Source organism: Vagococcus penaei (assembly GCF_001998885.1).
Lineage (GTDB): Bacteria > Bacillota > Bacilli > Lactobacillales > Vagococcaceae > Vagococcus > Vagococcus penaei.
On sequence record NZ_CP019609.1, the window covers coordinates 2,212,764 to 2,234,049 of the forward strand.

Annotated in this window: 20 protein-coding genes; 15 read left to right on the plus strand and 5 right to left on the minus strand. The window is 33.3% G+C overall.

Annotated elements, in window-relative coordinates; all coding sequences use genetic code 11:
- Window positions 1-26 precede the first annotated feature (26 nt).
- Window positions 27-1,781: a sensor histidine kinase gene (locus BW732_RS10620; protein ID WP_077276710.1), complete on the minus strand. Its 1,755-nt coding sequence runs from the start codon at window positions 1,779-1,781 to the stop codon at window positions 27-29.
- Window positions 1,782-2,015: 234 nt separating this feature from the next.
- Here BW732_RS10620 and sufC point away from each other — a divergent pair, with 234 nt between their 5' ends.
- From sufC to sufB, 5 genes are read left to right on the plus strand one after another with little or no spacing between them, the layout of a single operon-like run.
- Window positions 2,016-2,789 (plus strand): Fe-S cluster assembly ATPase SufC, encoded by a 774-nt coding sequence (gene sufC, locus BW732_RS10625; protein WP_077276711.1) that lies wholly within the window; start codon window positions 2,016-2,018, stop codon window positions 2,787-2,789.
- Between the two features lie 20 nt (window positions 2,790-2,809).
- Window positions 2,810-4,099: a Fe-S cluster assembly protein SufD gene (gene sufD / locus BW732_RS10630; protein WP_077276712.1), complete on the plus strand. Its 1,290-nt coding sequence runs from the start codon at window positions 2,810-2,812 to the stop codon at window positions 4,097-4,099.
- The gene (locus BW732_RS10635; protein ID WP_077276713.1) at window positions 4,100-5,332 is read left to right on the plus strand and encodes a cysteine desulfurase; all 1,233 of its coding nucleotides are present in this window, start codon (window positions 4,100-4,102) and stop codon (window positions 5,330-5,332) included. It begins immediately after the preceding gene.
- Window positions 5,319-5,789, plus strand: coding sequence for a Fe-S cluster assembly sulfur transfer protein SufU (gene sufU, locus BW732_RS10640; RefSeq protein WP_077276714.1), 471 nt, complete (start codon window positions 5,319-5,321; stop codon window positions 5,787-5,789). The genes BW732_RS10635 and sufU overlap by 14 nt, the downstream gene beginning before the upstream one ends.
- Window positions 5,790-5,814: 25 nt before the next feature.
- Window positions 5,815-7,209, plus strand: a complete 1,395-nt coding sequence (gene sufB / locus BW732_RS10645; protein ID WP_077276715.1) for a Fe-S cluster assembly protein SufB — start codon at window positions 5,815-5,817, stop codon at window positions 7,207-7,209.
- A gap of 204 nt (window positions 7,210-7,413) precedes the next feature.
- Here the strand turns inward: sufB and BW732_RS10650 are convergent, their stop codons facing one another.
- Entirely contained in the window at window positions 7,414-8,556 is a 1,143-nt protein-coding gene (locus BW732_RS10650; protein ID WP_077276716.1) for a site-specific integrase, read from the minus strand.
- An 892-nt stretch (window positions 8,557-9,448) separates the two neighbouring features.
- Between BW732_RS10650 and BW732_RS10655 the strand changes: the two genes are divergently transcribed.
- The 5 genes from BW732_RS10655 to BW732_RS10675 all read left to right on the plus strand — a co-directional run bounded on the left by BW732_RS10655 (window position 9,449) and on the right by BW732_RS10675 (window position 14,032).
- Window positions 9,449-10,063 carry a recombinase family protein gene (locus BW732_RS10655; protein ID WP_077276717.1) on the plus strand — a complete coding sequence of 205 codons (615 nt, stop codon included), beginning with the start codon at window positions 9,449-9,451 and terminating at the stop codon, window positions 10,061-10,063.
- 1 nt (window position 10,064) lies between these two features.
- A complete protein-coding gene (locus BW732_RS10660; RefSeq protein ID WP_077276718.1) occupies window positions 10,065-10,259 on the plus strand; it encodes a hypothetical protein in 195 nt (64 codons plus the stop codon).
- 188 nt (window positions 10,260-10,447) lie between these two features.
- A protein-coding gene (locus BW732_RS10665) for an IS3 family transposase (protein ID WP_152023783.1) occupies window positions 10,448-11,577 on the plus strand; the annotation gives its coding sequence in 2 pieces (ribosomal slippage) (window positions 10,448-10,736 and window positions 10,736-11,577; 1,131 coding nt in all).
- A gap of 490 nt (window positions 11,578-12,067) precedes the next feature.
- Window positions 12,068-13,315 carry a DNA (cytosine-5-)-methyltransferase gene (gene dcm, locus BW732_RS10670; RefSeq protein ID WP_162494395.1) on the plus strand — a complete coding sequence of 416 codons (1,248 nt, stop codon included), beginning with the start codon at window positions 12,068-12,070 and terminating at the stop codon, window positions 13,313-13,315.
- Between the two features lie 54 nt (window positions 13,316-13,369).
- Complete coding sequence (locus BW732_RS10675) at window positions 13,370-14,032, plus strand: NgoBV family restriction endonuclease (RefSeq protein ID WP_077276720.1); 663 nt, start codon at window positions 13,370-13,372, stop codon at window positions 14,030-14,032.
- Between the two features lie 240 nt (window positions 14,033-14,272).
- Here the strand turns inward: BW732_RS10675 and BW732_RS10680 are convergent, their stop codons facing one another.
- Both BW732_RS10680 and BW732_RS10685 read right to left on the minus strand, forming a co-directional pair.
- Entirely contained in the window at window positions 14,273-15,415 is a 1,143-nt protein-coding gene (locus BW732_RS10680; RefSeq protein ID WP_077276721.1) for a tyrosine-type recombinase/integrase, read from the minus strand.
- Window positions 15,416-15,475: 60 nt separating this feature from the next.
- Window positions 15,476-16,219, minus strand: coding sequence for a helix-turn-helix domain-containing protein (locus tag BW732_RS10685; protein ID WP_161485564.1), 744 nt, complete (start codon window positions 16,217-16,219; stop codon window positions 15,476-15,478).
- A 196-nt stretch (window positions 16,220-16,415) separates the two neighbouring features.
- Between BW732_RS10685 and BW732_RS10690 the strand changes: the two genes are divergently transcribed.
- The 5 genes from BW732_RS10690 (at window position 16,416) to BW732_RS10710 (ending at window position 20,318) form a co-directional block, all read left to right on the plus strand.
- A complete protein-coding gene (locus BW732_RS10690; RefSeq protein ID WP_077276723.1) occupies window positions 16,416-16,700 on the plus strand; it encodes a helix-turn-helix domain-containing protein in 285 nt (94 codons plus the stop codon).
- Window positions 16,701-16,828: 128 nt separating this feature from the next.
- Window positions 16,829-17,707: a DNA replication protein DnaD gene (locus BW732_RS10695; RefSeq protein WP_077276724.1), complete on the plus strand. Its 879-nt coding sequence runs from the start codon at window positions 16,829-16,831 to the stop codon at window positions 17,705-17,707.
- 22 nt (window positions 17,708-17,729) lie between these two features.
- Complete coding sequence (locus BW732_RS10700; protein WP_077276725.1) at window positions 17,730-18,335, plus strand: plasmid mobilization protein; 606 nt, start codon at window positions 17,730-17,732, stop codon at window positions 18,333-18,335.
- Entirely contained in the window at window positions 18,320-19,675 is a 1,356-nt protein-coding gene (locus tag BW732_RS10705; RefSeq protein ID WP_077276726.1) for a relaxase/mobilization nuclease domain-containing protein, read from the plus strand. The genes BW732_RS10700 and BW732_RS10705 overlap by 16 nt, the downstream gene beginning before the upstream one ends.
- Window positions 19,676-19,910: 235 nt before the next feature.
- On the plus strand, window positions 19,911-20,318 hold the full coding sequence (locus tag BW732_RS10710; RefSeq protein WP_077276727.1) for a hypothetical protein: 408 nt from the start codon (window positions 19,911-19,913) through the stop codon (window positions 20,316-20,318).
- Between the two features lie 80 nt (window positions 20,319-20,398).
- Here BW732_RS10710 and BW732_RS11860 read toward each other — a convergent pair whose 3' ends face one another.
- Window positions 20,399-21,064, minus strand: coding sequence for a hypothetical protein (locus BW732_RS11860; RefSeq protein WP_472579312.1), 666 nt, complete (start codon window positions 21,062-21,064; stop codon window positions 20,399-20,401).
- Window positions 21,065-21,286 lie beyond the last annotated feature (222 nt).

Consider the following 21,286-nt stretch of genomic DNA (forward strand, 5'->3'; position numbering starts at 1 on the left):
CCTTTCTAAAATTATAAAATAGTGACTTAAGATTCATCGGTATGGCAAGGGAAAATGAGGGTTACTTTTGTACCACCTGACGATTGATTGGTCACAATAAATTGACCATCAGTTCCAAATAGGTTCGTTAAGCGTTTGGCTAAATTTTCTAAAGCCGTTCCTGTTCCTTTGGCTGAGGTGACGGGTTGTTTACCAAGTAATTTTAATCTATCGACAGGAATTCCGACACCGTTATCACTCACAGAGATGTGGCAGTTTTTTTCTTGTGTAAAGATTGTCACCAAAACGTCGTTACCGCTTTTACGACTACCAAAAGCGTGCTTAATCGTATTTTCAATTAAAATTTGCACAGAATAAGGTGGGACTAAGACATCTTCAAGTCCTGGCTCAATTTCAAATTGAATGTTAAAGCGGTCTGGAAAACGAGCTTGTTCGAGAGATAAATAAGCATCAACTTGAATGAGTTCTTGTTTTAAAGAAATTAAAGTATGGCGCGCACCTTGTAAATTCCCTCTAAAATAGGCGCTTAGCTGAAGTAATAACTCGCGTGCTTGGTCACTATTTCGGCGCATTAAAGCCGAAATAGTATTGATAGCATTAAAGAAAAAGTGTGGGTTGACTTGTGCTTGTAAAAATTTTATTTCCGCTTCTTTCAATAGTTTGGACTGTACTTCAGCCTCACCTAGTTCAATTTGCGATGAAAAAATCGTTCCTAAACCCTCGGCTAATTGTTCTTCCACATGGGTGAGCTGGCTCGCATCGGTAAAATACATTTTTAATGTGCCGACAATCCGCTGTTGTACGATTAAGGGAATAACAATTGCTGCTTCCAGTGGACAATCAGGATGTGAACAGCCAATTGCGGCTTTATGATGTACAATCGACATTTTTCCTGTTCTCAGGACATTTTTTGATAGCTCGGTAATGACCTCTAACTCAGGAATATGATGGTCGCTTCCGGCACCAACGTGCGCTAAAATTTGGTGATTATCGGTAATACTGATTGCACTGACTTTTGTGTAGTGTTTAATGATTTTAGCTGCTTCTTGACTAGAGTGTTCATGCAAACCTTCTCTAAAGTAGGGTAATGTCTGGGCGGCTAAATTTAATACATCATGAGTCTGGACGGCTTTGGCTTGTTCTTCTTGTTTCAGGGTAATCGTTAGAATAGATAAAAAAATAAAATTCCCAAGACTATTTAAGACAATCATAGGTAGAGCAATTAATTTCACTAATTCAATCCCATGATCAATCGAACTACCTGTAAATAACATCACAAACAGCATTTGAATGGCTTCCATACAAGCGCCAACAATCGCCCCTTGTGTAGGAGTCGGAAATTCGCCTCGTCGTGATAGCTTAATCCCGAGCCAACCGGAAATAATACCAACTAGAATAGAGGAAGGAATATAAAAAAAGCTGTCACTAGTGCTTTGTAGCATGCGGTGGATACCAGCAAAAGCACCAACACCAGCACCCACTAAGGGGCCACCAACAATACCTGATACCCCAATTGCTAGCGTTCGAGTATTAGCAATTGATGCCTCGGAAGCAATGTTAGTGAGAATGTTACTTGGGATAATTTGATTGTTGGTAATTTCAATCCCAGTTAAATTAGAGACAAAAGTAAAAATAGCAAAAACTAAAATTAATTGTCCCTTGGAAGACATCTGGTTACGACTGAGGAGAATCTTTTTAAAATAGGGAACATTAACTAATAAAAAGGCGAGTAAAATAATCAAGCCCACACGTTCCATCATCAAAATAAATAACTCTAACATGATGTTCCTCCTAATTATTTAATTGTGCTAGTTATTTTAAAACTGTCTTTAGTGTAATGCGAAAGTCGTAATTTGTATAGGAATTTTTTTAAATTAAATTAATTATTATTAAGAAAAAGCGTGAATTATCAATAACTGCACAGGGTGACTAAATTTGTTAAACTTTGTGTTTGAAATACGTTCTCAATTAGGCTAGAATTGTAATGTAGTTTATAAATAATTGGAGGGATATCAATGTCCGTTTTAGAGATAAAAGATTTACATGTTTCGATTGAAGATAAAGAAATTTTAAAAGGCGTTAATTTAACCATGAAGACGGGGGAAATTCATGCCATTATGGGACCAAATGGAACTGGTAAATCAACATTATCAGCTGCTATTATGGGAAATCCAAACTATGAAGTAACTAAAGGTGAAATCTTATTAGACGGGGAAAACGTCTTAGACATGGAAGTTGACGAGCGTGCTCGTGCCGGTCTATTTTTAGCGGTTCAATACCCTAGTGAAATTCCAGGAATTACAAATGCCGAATTTATGCGTGCGGCAATTAATTCGAAACGTGCCGAAGATGACAAAATCTCTGTAATGGATTTTTTAGATAAATTAGATGAAAAAATGGCGTTATTAGATATGCCAGAAGAAATGGCTGAACGTTATTTAAACGAAGGTTTTTCTGGTGGTGAGAAAAAACGAAATGAAATTTTACAATTATTAATGTTAGAACCAACATTTGCCATTTTAGATGAAATTGATTCAGGACTAGATATTGATGCCTTACAAGTTGTATCAAAAGGAATCAATGCTATGCGTGGGGATAACTTCGGTTCATTAATCATCACTCACTACCAACGTCTCTTGAACTATATTGTTCCAGATGTAGTCCATATCATGATGGAAGGTCGCGTCGTGAAAACTGGCGGTGCTGATTTAGCCCAACGATTAGAAGCAGAAGGTTACAAAGGTATTAGTGAAGAATTAGGTATTGATTTTAAAGAAGAAGCAGAATAAGAAAAAGGGGGACCAGATAAATGGAACGCTTAGAACTAAAAAACTATCTTGACGAAATCACTCTTTTTTCAGCAAGTCAGGAAGAGCCAAGTTGGATGTTAGACATCCGTAAAAAAGCATTAGCACTCGCAGAAGAATTGCCACTACCAGTCATCGAACGCGTAAAATTTCACCGTTGGCCATTACTAGAAGTGCGCGATTTAAATGATGAGGTATTAGGAACACCTGTCTTACCGGCTTTTGATGAGATGGAAGATAATCCATTAATTATTCAAGGACGTACGACGACACACTTTGAACAGCTATCAACGGAACTCGCTGAACAAGGAGTTATCTTTACTGATATCTTTACAGCAATTAGAGAACATGGTGAGTTGGTCAAAGACTATTTCATGACGAAAGCTGTTGAAATTGGTGAAGACCGTCTAACTGCTTTCCATGCAGCTTTCATGAATGGTGGCGTATTTTTATATGTGCCTAAAAATGTTGTCGTTAAAGATGTTTTTGAATCAATTTTCTATCATAACAATTTAGACAGTAGTTTATTTGCAAAACATGTATTAATTGTTGCTGATGAAAATAGTGAATTTAGTTATCTAGAACGAATTCAATCTGTTGGTACGACAAATGAAAAATTATCAGCTAACATCATTGTTGAAGTTATCGCGAAACCAGGTGCAAAAGTTAAATTCTCAGCAATTGACCAATTAGGTGAAACAGTTAGTACTTATATTAATCGCCGAGCACATATTATGCGTGATGCTAGCGTTGATTGGGCATTAGGTATTTTAAATGATGGCGATGTGGTGGCTGATTTTGATTCAGATTTAGTTGGTGAAGGCTCACATTCCGAAGTAAAGGTAGTTGCGATTAGTTCAGGTCGCCAACGTCAAGGAATTGACACACGTGTCACAAATAAAGCCTCACATTCTGTGGGACACATTTTGCAACATGGTGTAATCCGTGAACGAGGCGCCTTAACATTTAATGGAATTGGTCATATTCTAAAAGGGGCAAAAGGTGCAGATGCGCAACAAGAAAGTCGCGTATTAATGCTATCTGATAAAGCACGAGGCGATGCTAACCCAATCTTATTAATTGATGAATTTGAAGTAACAGCAGGTCACGCTGCAAGTGCAGGACGTTTAGATCCTGAAGAGTTGTATTACTTAATGAGTCGTGGTTTGCCACAAAGTGAAGCCGAACGTTTAGTGACACGTGGCTTCTTAGGATCAGTAATTGCTGCGATTCCGGTGAAACGTGTGCGCGACGAATTAGTGAAAGTTATTGATAGAAAGCTGGTTGACTAAATGATTTGTAAGGACATCCGGAATGATTTTCCAATATTATTTCAGGAAGTGAATGATGAACGCCTGGTGTATTTAGATAATGCCGCAACAACGCAGAAACCTCGTCAGGTGCTTGACGCTTTGTTACACTATTACGAATTAGATAATGCCAACGTTCATAGAGGTGTCCATACACTCGCTGAACGAGCAACCAGTCAATACGAGGCCGCGCGTAATAAAGTTCGCCAATTTTTAGGCGCAAAAGAATCTGCCGAGATTCTTTTTACGCGAGGAACGACTACTAGCCTGAATTGGGTTGCGCAAAGTCTAGGTGATGTTGTCGTTGAAGCGGGTGATACAATTGTAATTTCGCAAATGGAACATCACTCGAATATCGTGCCGTGGCAACAATTAGCCAAACGCAAAAAAGCCCACTTAGTCTATATCGATTTAACAACTGAAGGTGAGTTGGACATGACAGATGCTCGCCAAAAAATCGTACCAGGCGTCAAAATTGTGGCTCTCGCCCATGCCTCAAATGTCTTAGGTGTGATTAACCCCATCCAAGAACTCACCACTTTAGCTCACCAAGCAGGTGCTGTGATGATTGTAGATGGCGCGCAAAGTGCTCCGCATTTACCAGTTGATGTCCAAGCATTAGACTGTGATTTTTATGCCTTTAGTGGTCATAAGCTTTGTGGTCCAACAGGTATCGGTGTACTTTATGGCAAACGTCAGTGGCTTGAGAAAATGGAACCAGTCGAATTTGGTGGTGAGATGATTGATTTTGTCTATCATGAAGACAGTACTTGGGCTGAGTTACCTTATAAATTTGAAGCCGGCACACCAAATATTGCGGGTGCAATTGGGTTAGGTGCAGCCATTGATTATTTAGAACACTTAGGTTTACAGGCTATTCACGACTACGAACAATCACTGGTCGCGTATGTTTTGCCTAAATTACAAGCGATTGAGGGGCTCACCATTTATGGTCCTAGCGATCCAGCCAAGCATAGTGGTGTGATTGCCTTTAATTTAGATGGAATTCATCCCCATGATGTCGCTACTGCATTAGATATGGAAGGCGTAGCTGTTAGAGCTGGTCACCACTGTGCCCAACCCTTATTAACATATTTAAACGTGCAATCAACCGCACGAGCAAGTTTTTATTTTTACAATACCAAAGAAGACGCAGACCGCTTAGTTGAAGCGATTCTGGCGACAAAGGAGTTTTTTTCAAATGGCTTTATCTAGATTAGATAATTTATACCGACAAGTCATCTTAGATCATACAGCGAATCCCCATAATAAAGGGCAGTTGGACCAAGCAACGACACATATTGAGTTAAACAACCCAACGTGTGGTGATGTGATTCAATTATCCTTGCGTGTCAATGATGGCATTATTCAAGACGTCAAATTTGATGGTCATGGCTGTTCTATTAGTATGGCAAGTGCCAGTATGATGACCGATCTTGTCAAGGGTAAGACAGAGAAAGAAGCAATTGAGTTGATTGGTAACTTTTTAGAACTTGTTCAAGGCGAAGAACTTGCCGAACGTAAAAAAACATTAGGGGATGCACAAATGCTAGCAGGGGTTGCTAAATTTCCTGCTCGTATCAAATGTGCGACGCTGTCTTGGAAAGCACTCGAACGAGGTATTATTCAGCATGAAAACGGCGAAACTACCAAGACTGATGATAAGAAATAAACTGAAGAATAGAGGAGTGTAACAAATGAGTGACGTACCACAGTTAGAAGAATATAAATTTGGGTTTCACGACGATGTCCAACCTGTCTTCAGTACCGGAGCAGGATTAACGGAAGAAATCGTTCGTGCCATCTCAGCTCGTAAACAAGAACCAGAATGGATGTTAGAATTCCGTTTAAAATCATTTGAACAATTTAAAAAAATGCCAATGCAAGAATGGGGTCCTGATTTATCAGATATAGATTTTGATAAAATCAAGTACTTCCAACAAGCTAGTGATAAGCCTGCTCGTGATTGGGACGATGTACCAGATAAAATCAAAGAAACCTTTGAAAGAATTGGTATTCCTGAAGCAGAGCGTAAATACTTAGCTGGTGCTAGTGCTCAGTACGAATCTGAAGTTGTGTATCACAACATGAAAGAAGAGTTCCAAAAATTAGGTATTGTCTTTACGGATACTGATACAGCTTTAAAAGAATATCCAGACATTTTTAAACAATATTTTTCAAAATTAGTTCCCCCAACAGACAATAAATTAGCTGCTTTAAATTCAGCTGTTTGGTCTGGTGGAACGTTTATCTATGTGCCAAAAGGCGTCCGTGTGGATGTTCCATTACAAACTTATTTCCGAATTAACGCGGAAAATACTGGACAATTTGAGCGAACATTAATTGTTGTTGATGAAGGTGCGAGTGTTCATTATGTTGAGGGCTGTACAGCGCCAACATATTCAACTAACAGTTTACATGCCGCAATCGTGGAAATCTTTACGCTAAAAGATGCGTATTGTCGTTATACAACCATTCAAAACTGGTCAGATAACGTATACAACTTAGTGACTAAACGTGCCAAAGCAGCACAAGGTGCAACAGTTGAATGGATTGATGGTAACTTAGGTGCTAAAACAACAATGAAGTACCCAAGTGTTTACCTTGATGGTGAAGGAGCACGAGGTACTATGCTATCTGTTGCCTTTGCAGGTGCTGGTCAAATCCAAGATACTGGTGCGAAAATGATTCATAATGCCCCAAACACATCAAGTTCGATTGTCTCAAAATCAATCGCTAAAGGTGGCGGAGAAGTGAATTACCGTGGCCAAGTGACTTTCGCGAAAAATAGCCCAGGATCTATTTCACATATCGAGTGTGACACGATCATCATGGATGATTTATCGAAAAGTGATACTATTCCGTTTAATGAAATTCATAATAGTCACGTGGCTTTGGAACATGAAGCGAAAGTGTCAAAAATTTCAGAAGAACAATTGTATTATTTAATGAGTCGTGGTTTATCAGAAGAACAAGCAACCGAGATGATTGTTATGGGATTCGTTGAGCCATTTACGAAAGAATTACCGATGGAATATGCTGTGGAATTAAACCGATTGATTAGTTATGAGATGGAAGGATCCGTGGGATGATGTGAAATTCTAACCAAGAAAGTTGTTAAATCAACTATCTTGGTTATTTTTTATCACAAATTTTTGAAATTACCCGAAATGTTACCCGGTTAGAAGTAAAAAAAATTAAGGATATTAGATAAGATTTTTAGTGGATGTGAAAAGCTGGCAGAGAAGACAGGCTTTTTCTTATTCTACTAATATATAATAGAATAGAAGTGTAAGTCAGAAATTTATATAATTCGCAAACTTCTCTCCGGTGTTCTCAATCATTTGGGGAGTTGTACAAGCATATACGTTGAGTGTCGTCTGGACATCCTTATGTCCTAAACGAGACTGAACTTCTTTGATACTTGCACCACTTTCAAAAAGAAGACTACAGTGAGTATATCTGAAACCATGTGGGGTAATCTTATGAAATCTCTTTTCTGAGTCTTTAAGATAGACCCAATTTAACCAGTCGTTAATGATTTGAGGATAGTATAACCTATTATTCTTCCCAGTAAAAATATGTTGTTGAGTAGATGATTTGATTTTTAAAAATTTTAGCTGTATTTCTTGTTCTCTTCTCCAAGATTCTAGTTGTGATAAAGTGCCATCATCTAACTTAATAACTCTAATGGAGTTGATTGTCTTTGGTTCTTGTAAAATTACCTGTTTAAACTCATCGATAGCCACAGTTTTACCAATATTAAGTGTTTTTCTAGTAAAATCAATATCTTGCCACTGTAAAGCGAGTGCTTCCGACTTACGCATGCCGGTAAAAGCAAGAAGTCGAATGAAGGTGTAAATTTTGGAATTACAAATACTTTTAGAAAAGTTTAGAAACTCAATTAATTCATCTTTAGTATAGAATTTAACAGGGGTGTCAATTTCTTTTTTACGTGGCACTATTACTTTAGACATTGGATTTGAATCCATGAGTTCACTTGAAACACCAAACTTCATAATTTTTTGAGTTTCTTTTCTTAGATAGTTGTACTGCTTATACTTTGAGTGCCAGATGTTTACTTGTTTTTGACAATAAGCCACAGTAATTTTATTTAGTTTTAAGTGACCAAAGGCAGGTAAAACATGTAACTCACAGTACCTTTTAGCTGTTGCGACAGAAGATGGCTTAACAGATAATCGATATTGTTCTAACCATATATCATATAATTCTTTAAATGTTAATTGCACTTGTTCTTCAGGTGCTTTTTTTGTTTCATAATCAGAAATAGCTTGATTTAAAGCTTTTTGAGCTTCTTTTTTTGTTTTAAATCCTTTCCTAGTTAAACGAAGTTCCCTTCCATCTTCTTTATAACCTATAAAAGCTCTTACTTGCCAGAAAGAACCTTTAGAATTGGTGTATTTAGTAATTGAAGCCATAAATATACCTCCTAAATTTTTTATATAATTATAACGATTCGTTACTAGAATTAAATTAGAGTTAAGCTAGTTAAAGGCTAGGCTTTGGCTTTAGATGCAAAAGTTATATGTTTTAAAGTATTCCAATGTACAATTTTACTAATTTTCATAGACAGAGAGTGTGTGTTGAAACATTGAAAAACATATTAGAAGTCTAGCTTTTTGAGTCAACTGTCTTTTTTCAATTATTCAAAAACACCATAGAAGTTAAGCTTTTTGATTGTCTCAGTTGTAAATATCGTTAAAAGTATGTAAAAGCTAATGGATGTGGTTGTAGCGTGATAGATTAATCAGTCATTTATTACTGGCAATTTTTCATTCGAAATAGATGATACAACCAAGAGAAAAAAAGTAGCTATAATGAATAATTTATCAGATAGTAATTATTTGAGTGTATAACAGAATACATAGAACAAACATAAAAAAAAGGCTAGTAGCGCCCCAATATAGAGTACATACGTTTATTTTACTACAATTAAAAAAAAGTTTTACAGATTTTTACAAAAGCGAACACGCGTAAAGTATATATTGGGACGGTATTAAATAATAATTTAAGGAGAATACTATTTAATTAAGAAGTCAATTAAATCATTAGAAATCAGAGAAAAAGAGACAACAACGCATGTCTCTTTTTTGTTTTATCCAAAATCTTTTGATAAAGGAGAAAATATAGTTAGATGTATAACATTACACGTTACTAGTGCTTATTCTAGTTAGACGGTATGTGAGCTAAAACCAAGTTATCGGTGCGTACAAGCTATACATAAAATGAGCCTTGAATAAAAGCAAGTATATCAATAATTTCAGTGGTTCAAATACATGGTTCATTATAAAAATAGAAAGAGGTGAAAAAATGAAAGTGGGGTACATAAGAGTTTCAACTAATCAACAGAATTTAGATAGACAAAGAAAACAAATGAAAGAAAATAAAGTAGAGATAGTATATGAAGAACAACAATCAGGTAAGGATATAAGCAATCGTCCAGAATTTCAAGAAATGTTAGCTTTTGTTAGAAAAGATGACACTGTGGTAGTTACAAGTTTAGATAGGTTAGGTAGAAATTATGATGATACAAAGCAAGTTTATAGGGACTTAAGAGAAAAAGGAGTGCAAATAGAAGTTTTAGATGCTCCATTCTTAAACTTTAATACAAACAATAAATTGTTAGATCAAGCTATGTCAGATATGTTTCTTTCACTATTAAGTTACATAGCACAAAATGAAAGAGAAGCTATACATGAGAGGCAAAGACAAGGTATAGAACTTGCTAAGAAACAAGGTAAATATAAAGGTAGGCAAGCAATTTATACAAAAGATAGTCGTGATAAGCAAAAACAATTAATTTATCAACAAATTATTAAGTGGTATCAAGAAGGCGTACCAGTTAGACAAATAGCTAGAGAATCAGGGGTATCAAGAAATACAGTCTATAGAATTTTAAAAGATTTAGAGAAAGAAGGATTATAAGATGTCAGATGTGAGTAAAAAAACTAAAGCGGAAAATGATAAGATGTTAAAAGAGTTGTTTGAAAAACTAGATGAATATAAAATGGAAGAAGAAGAAGTATTAGAAATGCTAAAAAAAGTTTTTAATAAACAAGGTTCAATAAAATCAAGTATACGAAATATTAAGAAAGACAATGAAAAAGTGGATAGAGAATAGAGTTTTTACAAAGCACTTAGCTAAATTAAGCTAAGTGCTTTTAATTTTTATCGTGTACTAATTAATTTTATTATGATAATATAAAATTCATACAAGATGTCTATATAGACATTGAATAGGTTACACTTAGTTGAACAAAAAAGATAAGGTGTCTATACTTAATAAAAAACAGATTAGGAGCTTATCTCATGACAACTAACAGAAAACCGAGACGGACCTTTAAAGAATCATTTAAGAAACAAATGGTGGAACTCCATAAATCAGGAAAACCTAGAAAAGATATTTTAAGAGAATATGATCTAACGCCATCAACTTTTGACAAATGGGTCAAACAGTACAATCAGTCAGGATCATTCAAAGAGAAAGATAATTTGACGCCAGAAGAAAAAGAGTTGCGTGAATTACGTAAACTAAATAAAGAATTGATGATGGAGAATGATATTTTAAAGCAAGCAGCGCTGATATTCGGACGAAAGTAGAAGTTGTTAGAAAAAATAAAAAGAAGTACAGTGTATCAGCGATGTGTCGAAAATTAGAAATTTCTCGTGGGGCTTATTACTATGAAGTTAAAAGAAAAAAATCAGAAGCTATTGTTGAAAAAGCAGTCATTGAGTCCTTCACAAATAGCCGTAACTCCTACGGAGCAAGAAGAATTAAAGATGATTTAAACGATCAAGAATTAATTGTTTCAAGAAGAAGGATACGACGAATCATGAATAAGTTCAATTTCATTTCAAGCTACACAACACTGAAATTTAAGCCACAGGCAACGAGTAAAAATGAACAGAAAATCACTAATGTTTTATCACGTCAATTTGATAGAATGCAACCTATGGAAGCTTTAGTGACAGATTTAACCTATGTTAAAGTAGGTCAAAAGTGGCATTATGTCTGCTTTATTCTTGATTTATTCAATCGAGAAATAGTTGGCTATTCTAGTGGTCCTAACAAATCTGTGGACCTTGTGTTACAGGCAATCGGAACGATTGAACAGCCATTAGATGATGTTGAAATTTTTCATACAGACCGAGGAAAAGAATTTGATAATCAAAGTATTGATGAATTATTAGCTGCGTTTCAGATACAGCGTTCTTTATCACGCCCTGGTTGTCCCTATGATAACGCCGTGGCAGAAGCAACTTATCGAGCATTTAAGATTGAGTTTATTTATCAACAATCTTTTGAATCATTGTTCGAACTGCAATATGAGTTAATGGATTATGTCAATTGGTGGAACAAGTTTAGAAAACATGGCAAGCTTGGGTATCAATCTCCGATTAATTACCGTTTAGATTGGGAGTTGAAACAGGCTATTTAGCGGGACATAATATAACTATCAAAAGAAAATAAAGACCTTATAATTTTTGTACAGAAAAGTGTTGCCAATTCAGTTGCCATTCCAGACATATATGATTATAACGATGAGGAGAAAGAAATAACTTTGGCATTAGAGAATGCTACTGCAGTTGAGTAGCTAAAGATAAGGTATATAATAATACCTACCTTTAGTCTTTTATACTGGTGAAAGAAAAAAATTGTTTATTTTTAGTATATTAATAGTGTGAGGAGGCTAAATCTTCATCCTTTGGTATAGAATATACATGTTGTGCTAGTTGACTTGGCATTCTTAAGACATAAAAGTTTTACATTCTCTAAATTAAAAAAATGAATAAATCAATATTTTCAATAAACATAAAACATTTAAATTTAAAGTTTATCACTAGCATATTACTTAAAACCTAAATTATTTTTAATTAGGTATAATAGATGATATAATATTTCATTAGTAATTAGTTATGGAGGGAAACATGATAAAATTTATTGATCTTTTTGCAGGTATGGGTGGTATACGGATAGGTTTTGAGAAAGCAGCTGCAAATTTAAATATAGAAACTAAATCTGTGTTCGTATCGGAGATTAAGAAACATGCTATTAGTGCTTATAGTGATAACTTTAATGAAACTATTCATGGCGATATTACTGCTATTAACGCCAAAGCTATCCCTGATTTTGATATACTATTAGCTGGTTTTCCTTGTCAAGCATTCTCAAATGCAGGAAACAGACTAGGATTTGATGATACTAGAGGTACTTTGTTTTTTGATGTTGCTAGAATTCTTAAAGAAAAGCAACCGTATGGTTTTATATTAGAAAATGTAGAAGGGCTAGTATCACATGACAAGGGGAATACCTTTAGAGTAATTACAAATGTATTGGATGCATTAGAGTACAATGTATCTTACAAAGTGTTAGATAGTCAAAATTTTGGACTAGCACAATCAAGAAAAAGAATTTATATTGTAGGCACTAAAGGAAAAAAGGTAGATTTAAATTCATTTAAGAAAAAGGAATCTATTTTGAATGATGTTTTAGAGTTTGATGTTAAACCAATAGATTGCGAATTTTCTGAAAAACTATTATCACACTTTTCTCTATCAGATGTGATTGGGAAACAAATTAAAGATAAAAGAGGTGGAGAAAATAATATTCACAGTTGGGACTTTGAGTTAAAAGGTGAGGTAACTGAGGATCAAAAAGAATTGTTGGAACTATTATTGAGACAAAGGCGCAATAGAAAATGGGCAGAAGTCATAGGTATTGATTGGATGGATGGTATGCCGTTAACCAAAGAAATGATAGAGACTTTTTATGATAACCCTAATTTAGAAGAGATGTTAGAAGATTTAACTAAAAAAGAATATTTGGTTTATGAGCATCCAAAACAAAAAATAAATGGAAGAAGAGTATATGATACAAGCTTAGAGAAGGGATACAATATTGTTACAGGCAAACTCTCGTTTAAGTATAATAGAATTTTAGATGGTCATGCTGTGACTCCTACACTAGTGGCAACAGATGTTTCGAAATTGGGAGTTGCTGTCCAAGATGGTATACGTCCTCTTACAATTAGAGAAGGATTGAGATTGTTTGGTTTTCCTGAGGAATACAAATTAGATTTACCTAAAAGTAAGGCATATGATTTACTTGGTAATACGGTTGCTGTCCCAGTTATAGAAGCAATAAGCACGGAATTACTAAAAAACTACAAAGCTTGACCCAGTAATATAAGTTTGCTAGACTTTTCTTAAAGTGCATTTAGGGGGTCTAGTATGAAAAACTTAGATGAATTATATGAGTTAGCTTTAAAAGACATAAAAGGACAGATTGGAACTATCACAATTACAATCGGAGGAACACCAAAAATCAGTAGTACAAACGATATTATTGGTAATTGTGTACAAGAATGGATACCACAGTGGTTAGAAGACAATGGCTTAGATCTAACTGTCAATAAACAAACACAAGTATTTCCAGATTTTATTGCTAAAATTGATGGCAAAGAATACAATATGGAAGTTAAGTGTTTTAATTTAAATAATGGACCAGGTTTCGATTTAGCTAATTTCGGTGGTTTTTATGATTCAATCTATAAAGATCCAACAAAATTAAATGCAAAATATTTGGTCTTTGCATACAGACCAACTACTCATGGATTTAGAATCGAAGAAGTATATATGAAAAATTTGTGGGAATTAACTAAAAGAACACCAAAATACCCGGTTTCACTTCAAGTTAAGAGAGAACAACCTTATGCTATACGACCATCAAATTTTCACACACGACCAAACGAAATGTTCTCTACAAGAAGAGAGTTTTTAGAAGCAATAAAAGAGGTTCGTGAAATGTTTCCATTCGATGGAAGTGTTGATCCAGATATGTGGTTTTCAGAAATTGAAAGAAACTTCCAAAAATTAACAGGGGAAGAATTATAATACCCGAATTGTACCCGATTAAGATTAATTAAATTGAGTGAATTTGAGTCTTAATATTTTGAAAGAGCTTGCTATGACAAGTTTTTGAGTATAAATGAGTGAATTTGAGGGTACCGAGATTGATTGGAAGGTAGCGTGGGCTAGTTTCTATATAAAAGCTCTAAACGTTGTTAAATCAGCGTTTAGAGCTTTTTCTTTTTGTCAAAAATTATTTTGGATACGCTTTTGGGTACGTTTGAGTTACATTCCCATGAATTTAGCAAATCGATCCCCAGTTTCTTTGATAGATTGTGGTGTGACGTGAGCATAGATATTCATAGTTGTTTTTATATCTTTATGCCCTAAACGTTCTTGAACTTCTTTGATAGAAGCACCACTTTCAAATAGCAAACTACAATGAGTATGCCTAAATCCATGAGGGGTAATTTGTAAATCCATTGGCGATTTTTTGTAAATCCAATTTAACCAGTCATTTACAGCCTGAGGGTAATACAAATTATTATCTTTGGTTGTGAAAACAAATTGTTCAGGTGAATTAGTATTAAATCCATACATTAACATTGTTTCCATTTGCTCTTGTTTCCATAATCTTAACTGTTTAAGCGTTGAATCATCCAGTTTGATTGTTCTAGTAGAACTTTTTGTTTTAGGAACTTGAAGGACAACCTTTTGAAATTCGTCCTGAGCGACTGTTTTACCGATTCTAAGGGTTTTATTTAAGAAATCTATATCTTCCCACTGAAGGGCTAATCCTTCGCTTTTACGCATACCTGTAAAGACTAATAGACGGAAGAAAGTATATAGTTTTGTACTATTATTCTTTTGAACATTTTCTAAGAATAAAACTAACTGATCTTTTGTATAAAATTTAATCGGTTGCTCTTCTTCAATTTTTCTAGGTAATAACGTTTTAGACATTGGATTACTTTTACAGACTTCCATAGCTACACCAAATTTGAATATTTGGGCGGTAGTTTTTCTGAGAAAAGCATATTGTTTGAGTTTTCCATGCCATATATTGACTTGTTTTTGACAATAGCTAACGGTAATTTTATCTAGTTTCATTTTACCGAAAGCAGGTAGGATATGATTCTTACAGAAACGTTGTGCAACTGCGACAGAAGAGGGTTTAACTCTCATTCGGTAGTTATCTATCCATAATTCATATAACTCTTCAAACGTTGTGACATTGATACGAAATTCTTCTTGTTCTTTGTACTCAACTAAAAGCTTGTTTAAAGCACTTTGAGCTTCAGCTTTCGTCTTAAAACGTCTTCTTTTGGTCCTAATATCTTTCCCAGTTCGAGGATCTTTCCCTAAATAAGTTTCAAATCCCCAATACTTGTCTCCATTTTTAAGTTTGTAATTAAAAAATGTTGCCATATTGATTCTCTCCTTTACTTCATTTTGCAGGTAGAGAAGTTATTTGAAGAATCAATTGTTTTAATGTTTATTGCAGTATAATTTTTTTAAATAATTATAGTCTAAAACACCATAATCTAAAGTAATGACCTTGTTAAATGTATTTTCAATGAATGTATTAAGGAAAATTGTATCGTTATTACCAAAAATAATGTTAGAAGAATCAATATTACCACTAAAATCTTTAAGTATTTGTTCTTCATTAATCGTATTATCAAATATTATTGTTTCAATCTCTTGTGAGTTATTAATAGATGTGTAGATTATTACACTGGTAATTTTATCGTAAATAACTCGTGCTTTTTCGTATATCTCTAATATTAAATCCATTACATTTTTTTGATCTAAATTAAGAAATTGGTGTCCTATTCCAGTTAGTGAATATTCCCCAATTTCTTGATATATATGTAAATATTCGTTTTTTGTTCCTGAAAACTTTAAACGATAAGTATTATATTTATCATCTATGCCTGTTGGAAAAGCAAGAATAGAGTCATCATAAACACTGTTTAATTTAATAATGTTTACACCATAATTATCATAAGTAAAGTAATCTTGTTCTAAAAAATAGCTGACAGGAATATCATAAAAATTTGCGATTTTTTTTAATGTCTTATCACTAGGAATTCTTTTCCCAGTCTCAAACCTTGATAAACTCATATATGACATACCAATTTCGCTAGCTAATTCTTCTAATGTGAGTTGATTCTTATTCCTAAGAACTTTTAATTTTCTTTTTAATAGTTCATTTTGGTTTTGATTCACAAATATCACCTCATTAGTATTTTAACATCAAATGGTATCAATGTCATATTAAAGTCGCATTTACTATTGAATGATATATTAAATGATGTTAAACTATATTTATAAAAGTCGCATATATGTCGTAATTTTATATTTATATGACTTTTTATAGCAGGTAGAGGGATTAGAGAATAATCAATTGAAAGGAGAGAGGTACATGGAGTCAATTAAACTAATGATTTCAGAAGAACAACAAGAAATATTTTTAAAAGAGTTTTACAAAATTGCTATGACGGCCATAGAAAGAGCAGGACAGAATACAGGTAGCACAAGAGAATATTTGAATCAGAAAGAAATGGGTGATTATTTAAACGTAAGTGAGAATTTCTTAAAAGAAGCGGTTAGAAATGAAGGATTACCAGTTGCGACTCTCGGAAGAAGAAAATTTTATTCTAAGAAAGCAGTGAATGAATTTATGCTAAAGAGGTTAAAAAGCTATTGATGATATTAGTAGTTAAATTAAAAAATGCTCTTGTTCGTTTTGGTAGACAGTCAAGAGCATTCTTAAATAAAGATTTTAGAAATTTTATCTGTTTCTATTGTAACATTTCATAGAAAGAAGATGAATAAATGGCAGAAAAAAGAATGTTATCGAAAGCGTTTATTAGTAGTGCAAGCTTTATGAAAATGTCAGATTCAGCGAAATTATTGTATGTATATTTAAACGTCAATGCAGATGATGATGGGATAGTTGAAGTTTTTCCATATTCACAAATGCTTGGTACTCCAGAAGATGATGTTAAAGTACTATTAACAAAAGGATTTATATTTTTTTTGAACGGGGACTGGTTAGCTTTTTTACCTCACTGGCTACAAAATCAGTATATTAGGAATGATAGATATAAGGCGTCAATTTATCATAATCAGTTATTAAATATGAATCCAGATTTTTTTAATAAGATTCCAGAAGCACCAATAAAACAAATATTAGATAAAAAGCAGACTGAGATATTAAAAAAAGATCTTTTTGATAAGTGGTATTCAGCAGGTATGTCAAGTGACTACCAAAGCGATACTCAGTTAAAGTCAAATAAAACTAATTTAGTTAAATCTAACTTAAATAAAATTAGTGTAGATGAGATTAGTCAAATTGAAACAGACACCCCATATATCAACAGCAATAATGTTATTGATAATGAAGGTCTTAGTATAATAAATAAGATGGGTGATAGATTTTCTGATGCACAACGAAGAAAATTTATAGGTATTATTTTATCTATGAAAAATTCAGTAGAAAGAGAATATAAAATTGAGATAAATGCAACATATTTCAATGACAAAACTAATAAAATGTTAAAGAAACTATTTACAACTATGAACGATAAATTGAACAAGGGAGTATTACTAGATGAAATAGCATACGTAAATACAAGTGCTAGAAATCACTGGAAGGAAATAGCAGAAGTTGAAAAGAAGTCATTCAATAATGTTATGAATATGACTTATTGATTAAAAAAGGAGGGGAATTTTTATGGATTCTAAGCAAAAAATCTATGACAGAAACAGAAAGAACAGTGAAGCATTAAATTTTCGAGTAGATAAGCGAACGTATAAAGAGATTTCTTTAATTGCAGAGCAAAAGGGTATCTCACGTGCAGAAGTATGCAGAGAACGATTAAAGGGGCTACAATACGAGCCCCCTCTACTGTCTGATTTAGATACTAAAGGACTAATTAAAGCCTTGAATCAGCTAGGAAACAACTTAAATCAAGCGACTAAAAGTTTGAATGCTATTGCGATTCATTTTCATAAGAAAGATGCATCAACTAATTCTTCTACTGATCTTTTTAGAAATAAAAAGTACCAATTATTTGAGAATGAACAGGCTAATAAGATTGCTCAAGTATTTATGATTGTTGATCCCGACAAAGTATTTACAGAAGCTAATCTCAATAATATCCGTAGTAGTCAATTAAGTGACGAGGAAAAAAAGTATATGCAATACTGGATTGATAAAAACGAACGACCTCAGACTAAAGTTGAATACGCTACTTACATTCATAATAGACTCAATAAAGCACTAGCAAGCATTCAAATGATGGAAGAGCAGAGTGAAAAGCTATGGGAGCTAGTGTAACGTCATTAGGGAGGAAGAAAAATCTTTCCTCCCTTTTACAATATGCAGCCAATCCATCTAAAAAAGAAAAATGTGTCGCTGTAACAGGGATAAATTGCAGTGATGAAATAGAAAAAGCGTATTTAATGATGAACAGAACGAGAACTAAAATGAATCACTCAAAGGACGTAACACAGGCGTATCACGTCATACATTCTTTTGATAAAGAAATATCTAAAGAACTTTCAGAAGAACAAATGCATAAAATAGCGGTAGAGTTTGCGGAAAAATCATTTCCAAATTGCCAAATTATTGTCGCAAGTCACAATGACAAGGACCACTTTCATAGTCATTTAGTGATTAATAATATTGATACGGAAACGGGTAAACGAATTAGAATTGATCCAAAAGATTTAGAAAATATGAGAGAAATAAATGATACTATTTTAAAAAGTCATGGATTAGAACCGATAGACAATGAATATTATGACGCTCTTTTTAGACGTAATAACATTTATTCTAATGATCCATCCAAATTGAAAAAGGGACAAGTGAACTATCAACAAGTTATTCAAAATGCTATTGATGAGGTGTTAAGAGATACAACTGTTACCTCTTTTGAAAAATTTTCAGATACTTTAGCAAAAAATCATGACATAGAAGTTTACAAGTTTTCTAAAAATAGCAACAAGTTGGGTTATGTTTTGTATAAAAAAGAATCAAACTTTTATGAGAATAGAGAAAAATTTATTTATTTAGGTAAAGACAAAGCGTCACGAAAAATACGTGAACCGTATGTTGAAAAAACATTTAGTGCTAAAAAATTAGGTAAGAGTTATGAGTTAGAGTCGATAGAAAAAGAGCTTGATTATAATCTAATGGATTATCAAATTAGTAATCTTGATAGCTTTAGTAAAGAAGAACAGTTTATTATTTTGAATCAAAAAATTAATAAAACAGGGGAACTAGAAGAACCCTTTGTAGAATTAGATGAACCAGCACAACGTCAATTTAATCGAAAAGGTGCGCATCATTTTATGAAGTATGATGATTTTTTAAAGTCAGTTGATAAGCATTTTGCTACATCACTCGGTCCACTTGATGATGAAGAGTACGAAATAAAAGTGCATTTAAAAGTGAACAAGCAGACTTTAAAAAGTACCGAACATAAAAAAGTTGCAGTCAAAAAGACAGAAGAAAAACGGTATACATCACCACGTTTTGGTGTGGGGAGTTACGCTCATACGCCAAATGCACGAACCGTGCATCATCAAATTAGCAAAGTCATTAACGATGATGTGAAGATGTATCGTGCTAAAAAAGACTATGAATTTATGCAACATAAGATCGAAATGGAGTAACAAAGAAGACAAGAATTTGAAATGGATTTTTAAAGCATCTTGCCAGAGCCTAAATTTAAAAGTTTGATATGGTGAGATTATTTTTTAAGACATACGGCGAGCTACCCACTGTCTTTCCAGATTGAGAGCCATGCTGTCGCAGGCTACTCTATCTGGAAAGAGCAGTGGTGGCTCTCAATTCCTGAGGGAGAAAGCTCCCTACAGACTCCCTGAATAAAATGAAGAGGTGGATAATATGAAAAAATCAAAAAATACCGAAATAAAAAAGATAAAACGAGAATTAAAAATAAAAAAAGAAGCAAAAATTTATGATGATATTGAGCAACGAGTTGCATGGTTATATGAAAATAAATTTACAAAAATTGAATCAGAAGTTGTATTTGAAATTAATTTTTACAAGGATGTTTATCAAGAAGATATTGACGAATTAATGTTGTTTCATGCAAAAAAAGTTTTTATGGTGGAAAAAGATGATGACTATTATTGTGGAATAAGAGCTAACCATTTTGTGGTAGAAGTGGGGTATTCTGAAATGAGAGCAAAACTAATTTATTTAGTAACTGCCAATCATAAAGGGAATAGATGTGTGACAATGATAGCAGAAGATAATGAAAACTATTTAGAAATATGTTCAATGAAATAGATAATAAAAAATGAAGCTAGTACTTATGCTAGCTTCATTTTTGTTTGTTGATAACAAGATAAAGTAGGTAATACTTGTTTCTAAAATTCTTTAGTTACAAATGATGCATCATTATCTTCTGGTTTTGGTAATCCGTCTAGACTTCCGTTAAAAGTGTTCATTTTATCAAGTAACCATTTATTTTTTGTTGAATCAAAAATAAAGGTGAAATTCAAAGGTTGATTCTTATGTTCTAATGGAGCGTCTAAATAGTCTGGGTGATAATCATAATCAAAATATCCAGCTAAAACAAAAGATAGTTGCCCTTCGATTAATTGTAAATTAAATAGTTGATCGTATCCGTAAATTTTCTTTAACGACATCTTATCTATATCTTCTGATATAAATGTAGAGTCATTTATATTATCTTTGGTTTCATTATAGAAATTATCGGTATAATTATTAATTTGATTGAAATCTTTATTTTGTCCTGCTTTAAAAAACTGTTCGATTTTTTCGATATATAGATTTGATAGCTCATTACTGTTTGCTTTGAAAGAAATATTATTATGATTCCAATCAACTACTGTCTTATTAAGAAGAGGTAATTCAGCTTCAAAATATATTTCTGATTGATGTTCTTGAATGTTTTTTGGGAGAATGGTTTCAATCGCATTATTTTCTGATAACTTTACATCTAGAGATTTTTTGTCATAATATGCAGTGAAATTATCAGGAATTGGGGCGAAAGAAACTGGATATTCTATTTCAGTAGAATTTGTGGTATGAGACGTTTCTGTTTTTAATGTTCATTATTAGAACATCCACCAATGATTAAAGTTGATAAGAATAAAAAAATAAAATGCTAGTTTTTTCAAAAAAATTCCTCCTATTTATTAGCATGTGGACCTAAACTAGTCCCATTGTAACACACCTAATCTCTAAAATTAATAAGAAAACGGACTTATTTTGGTCCAAAAGGTGTGTTA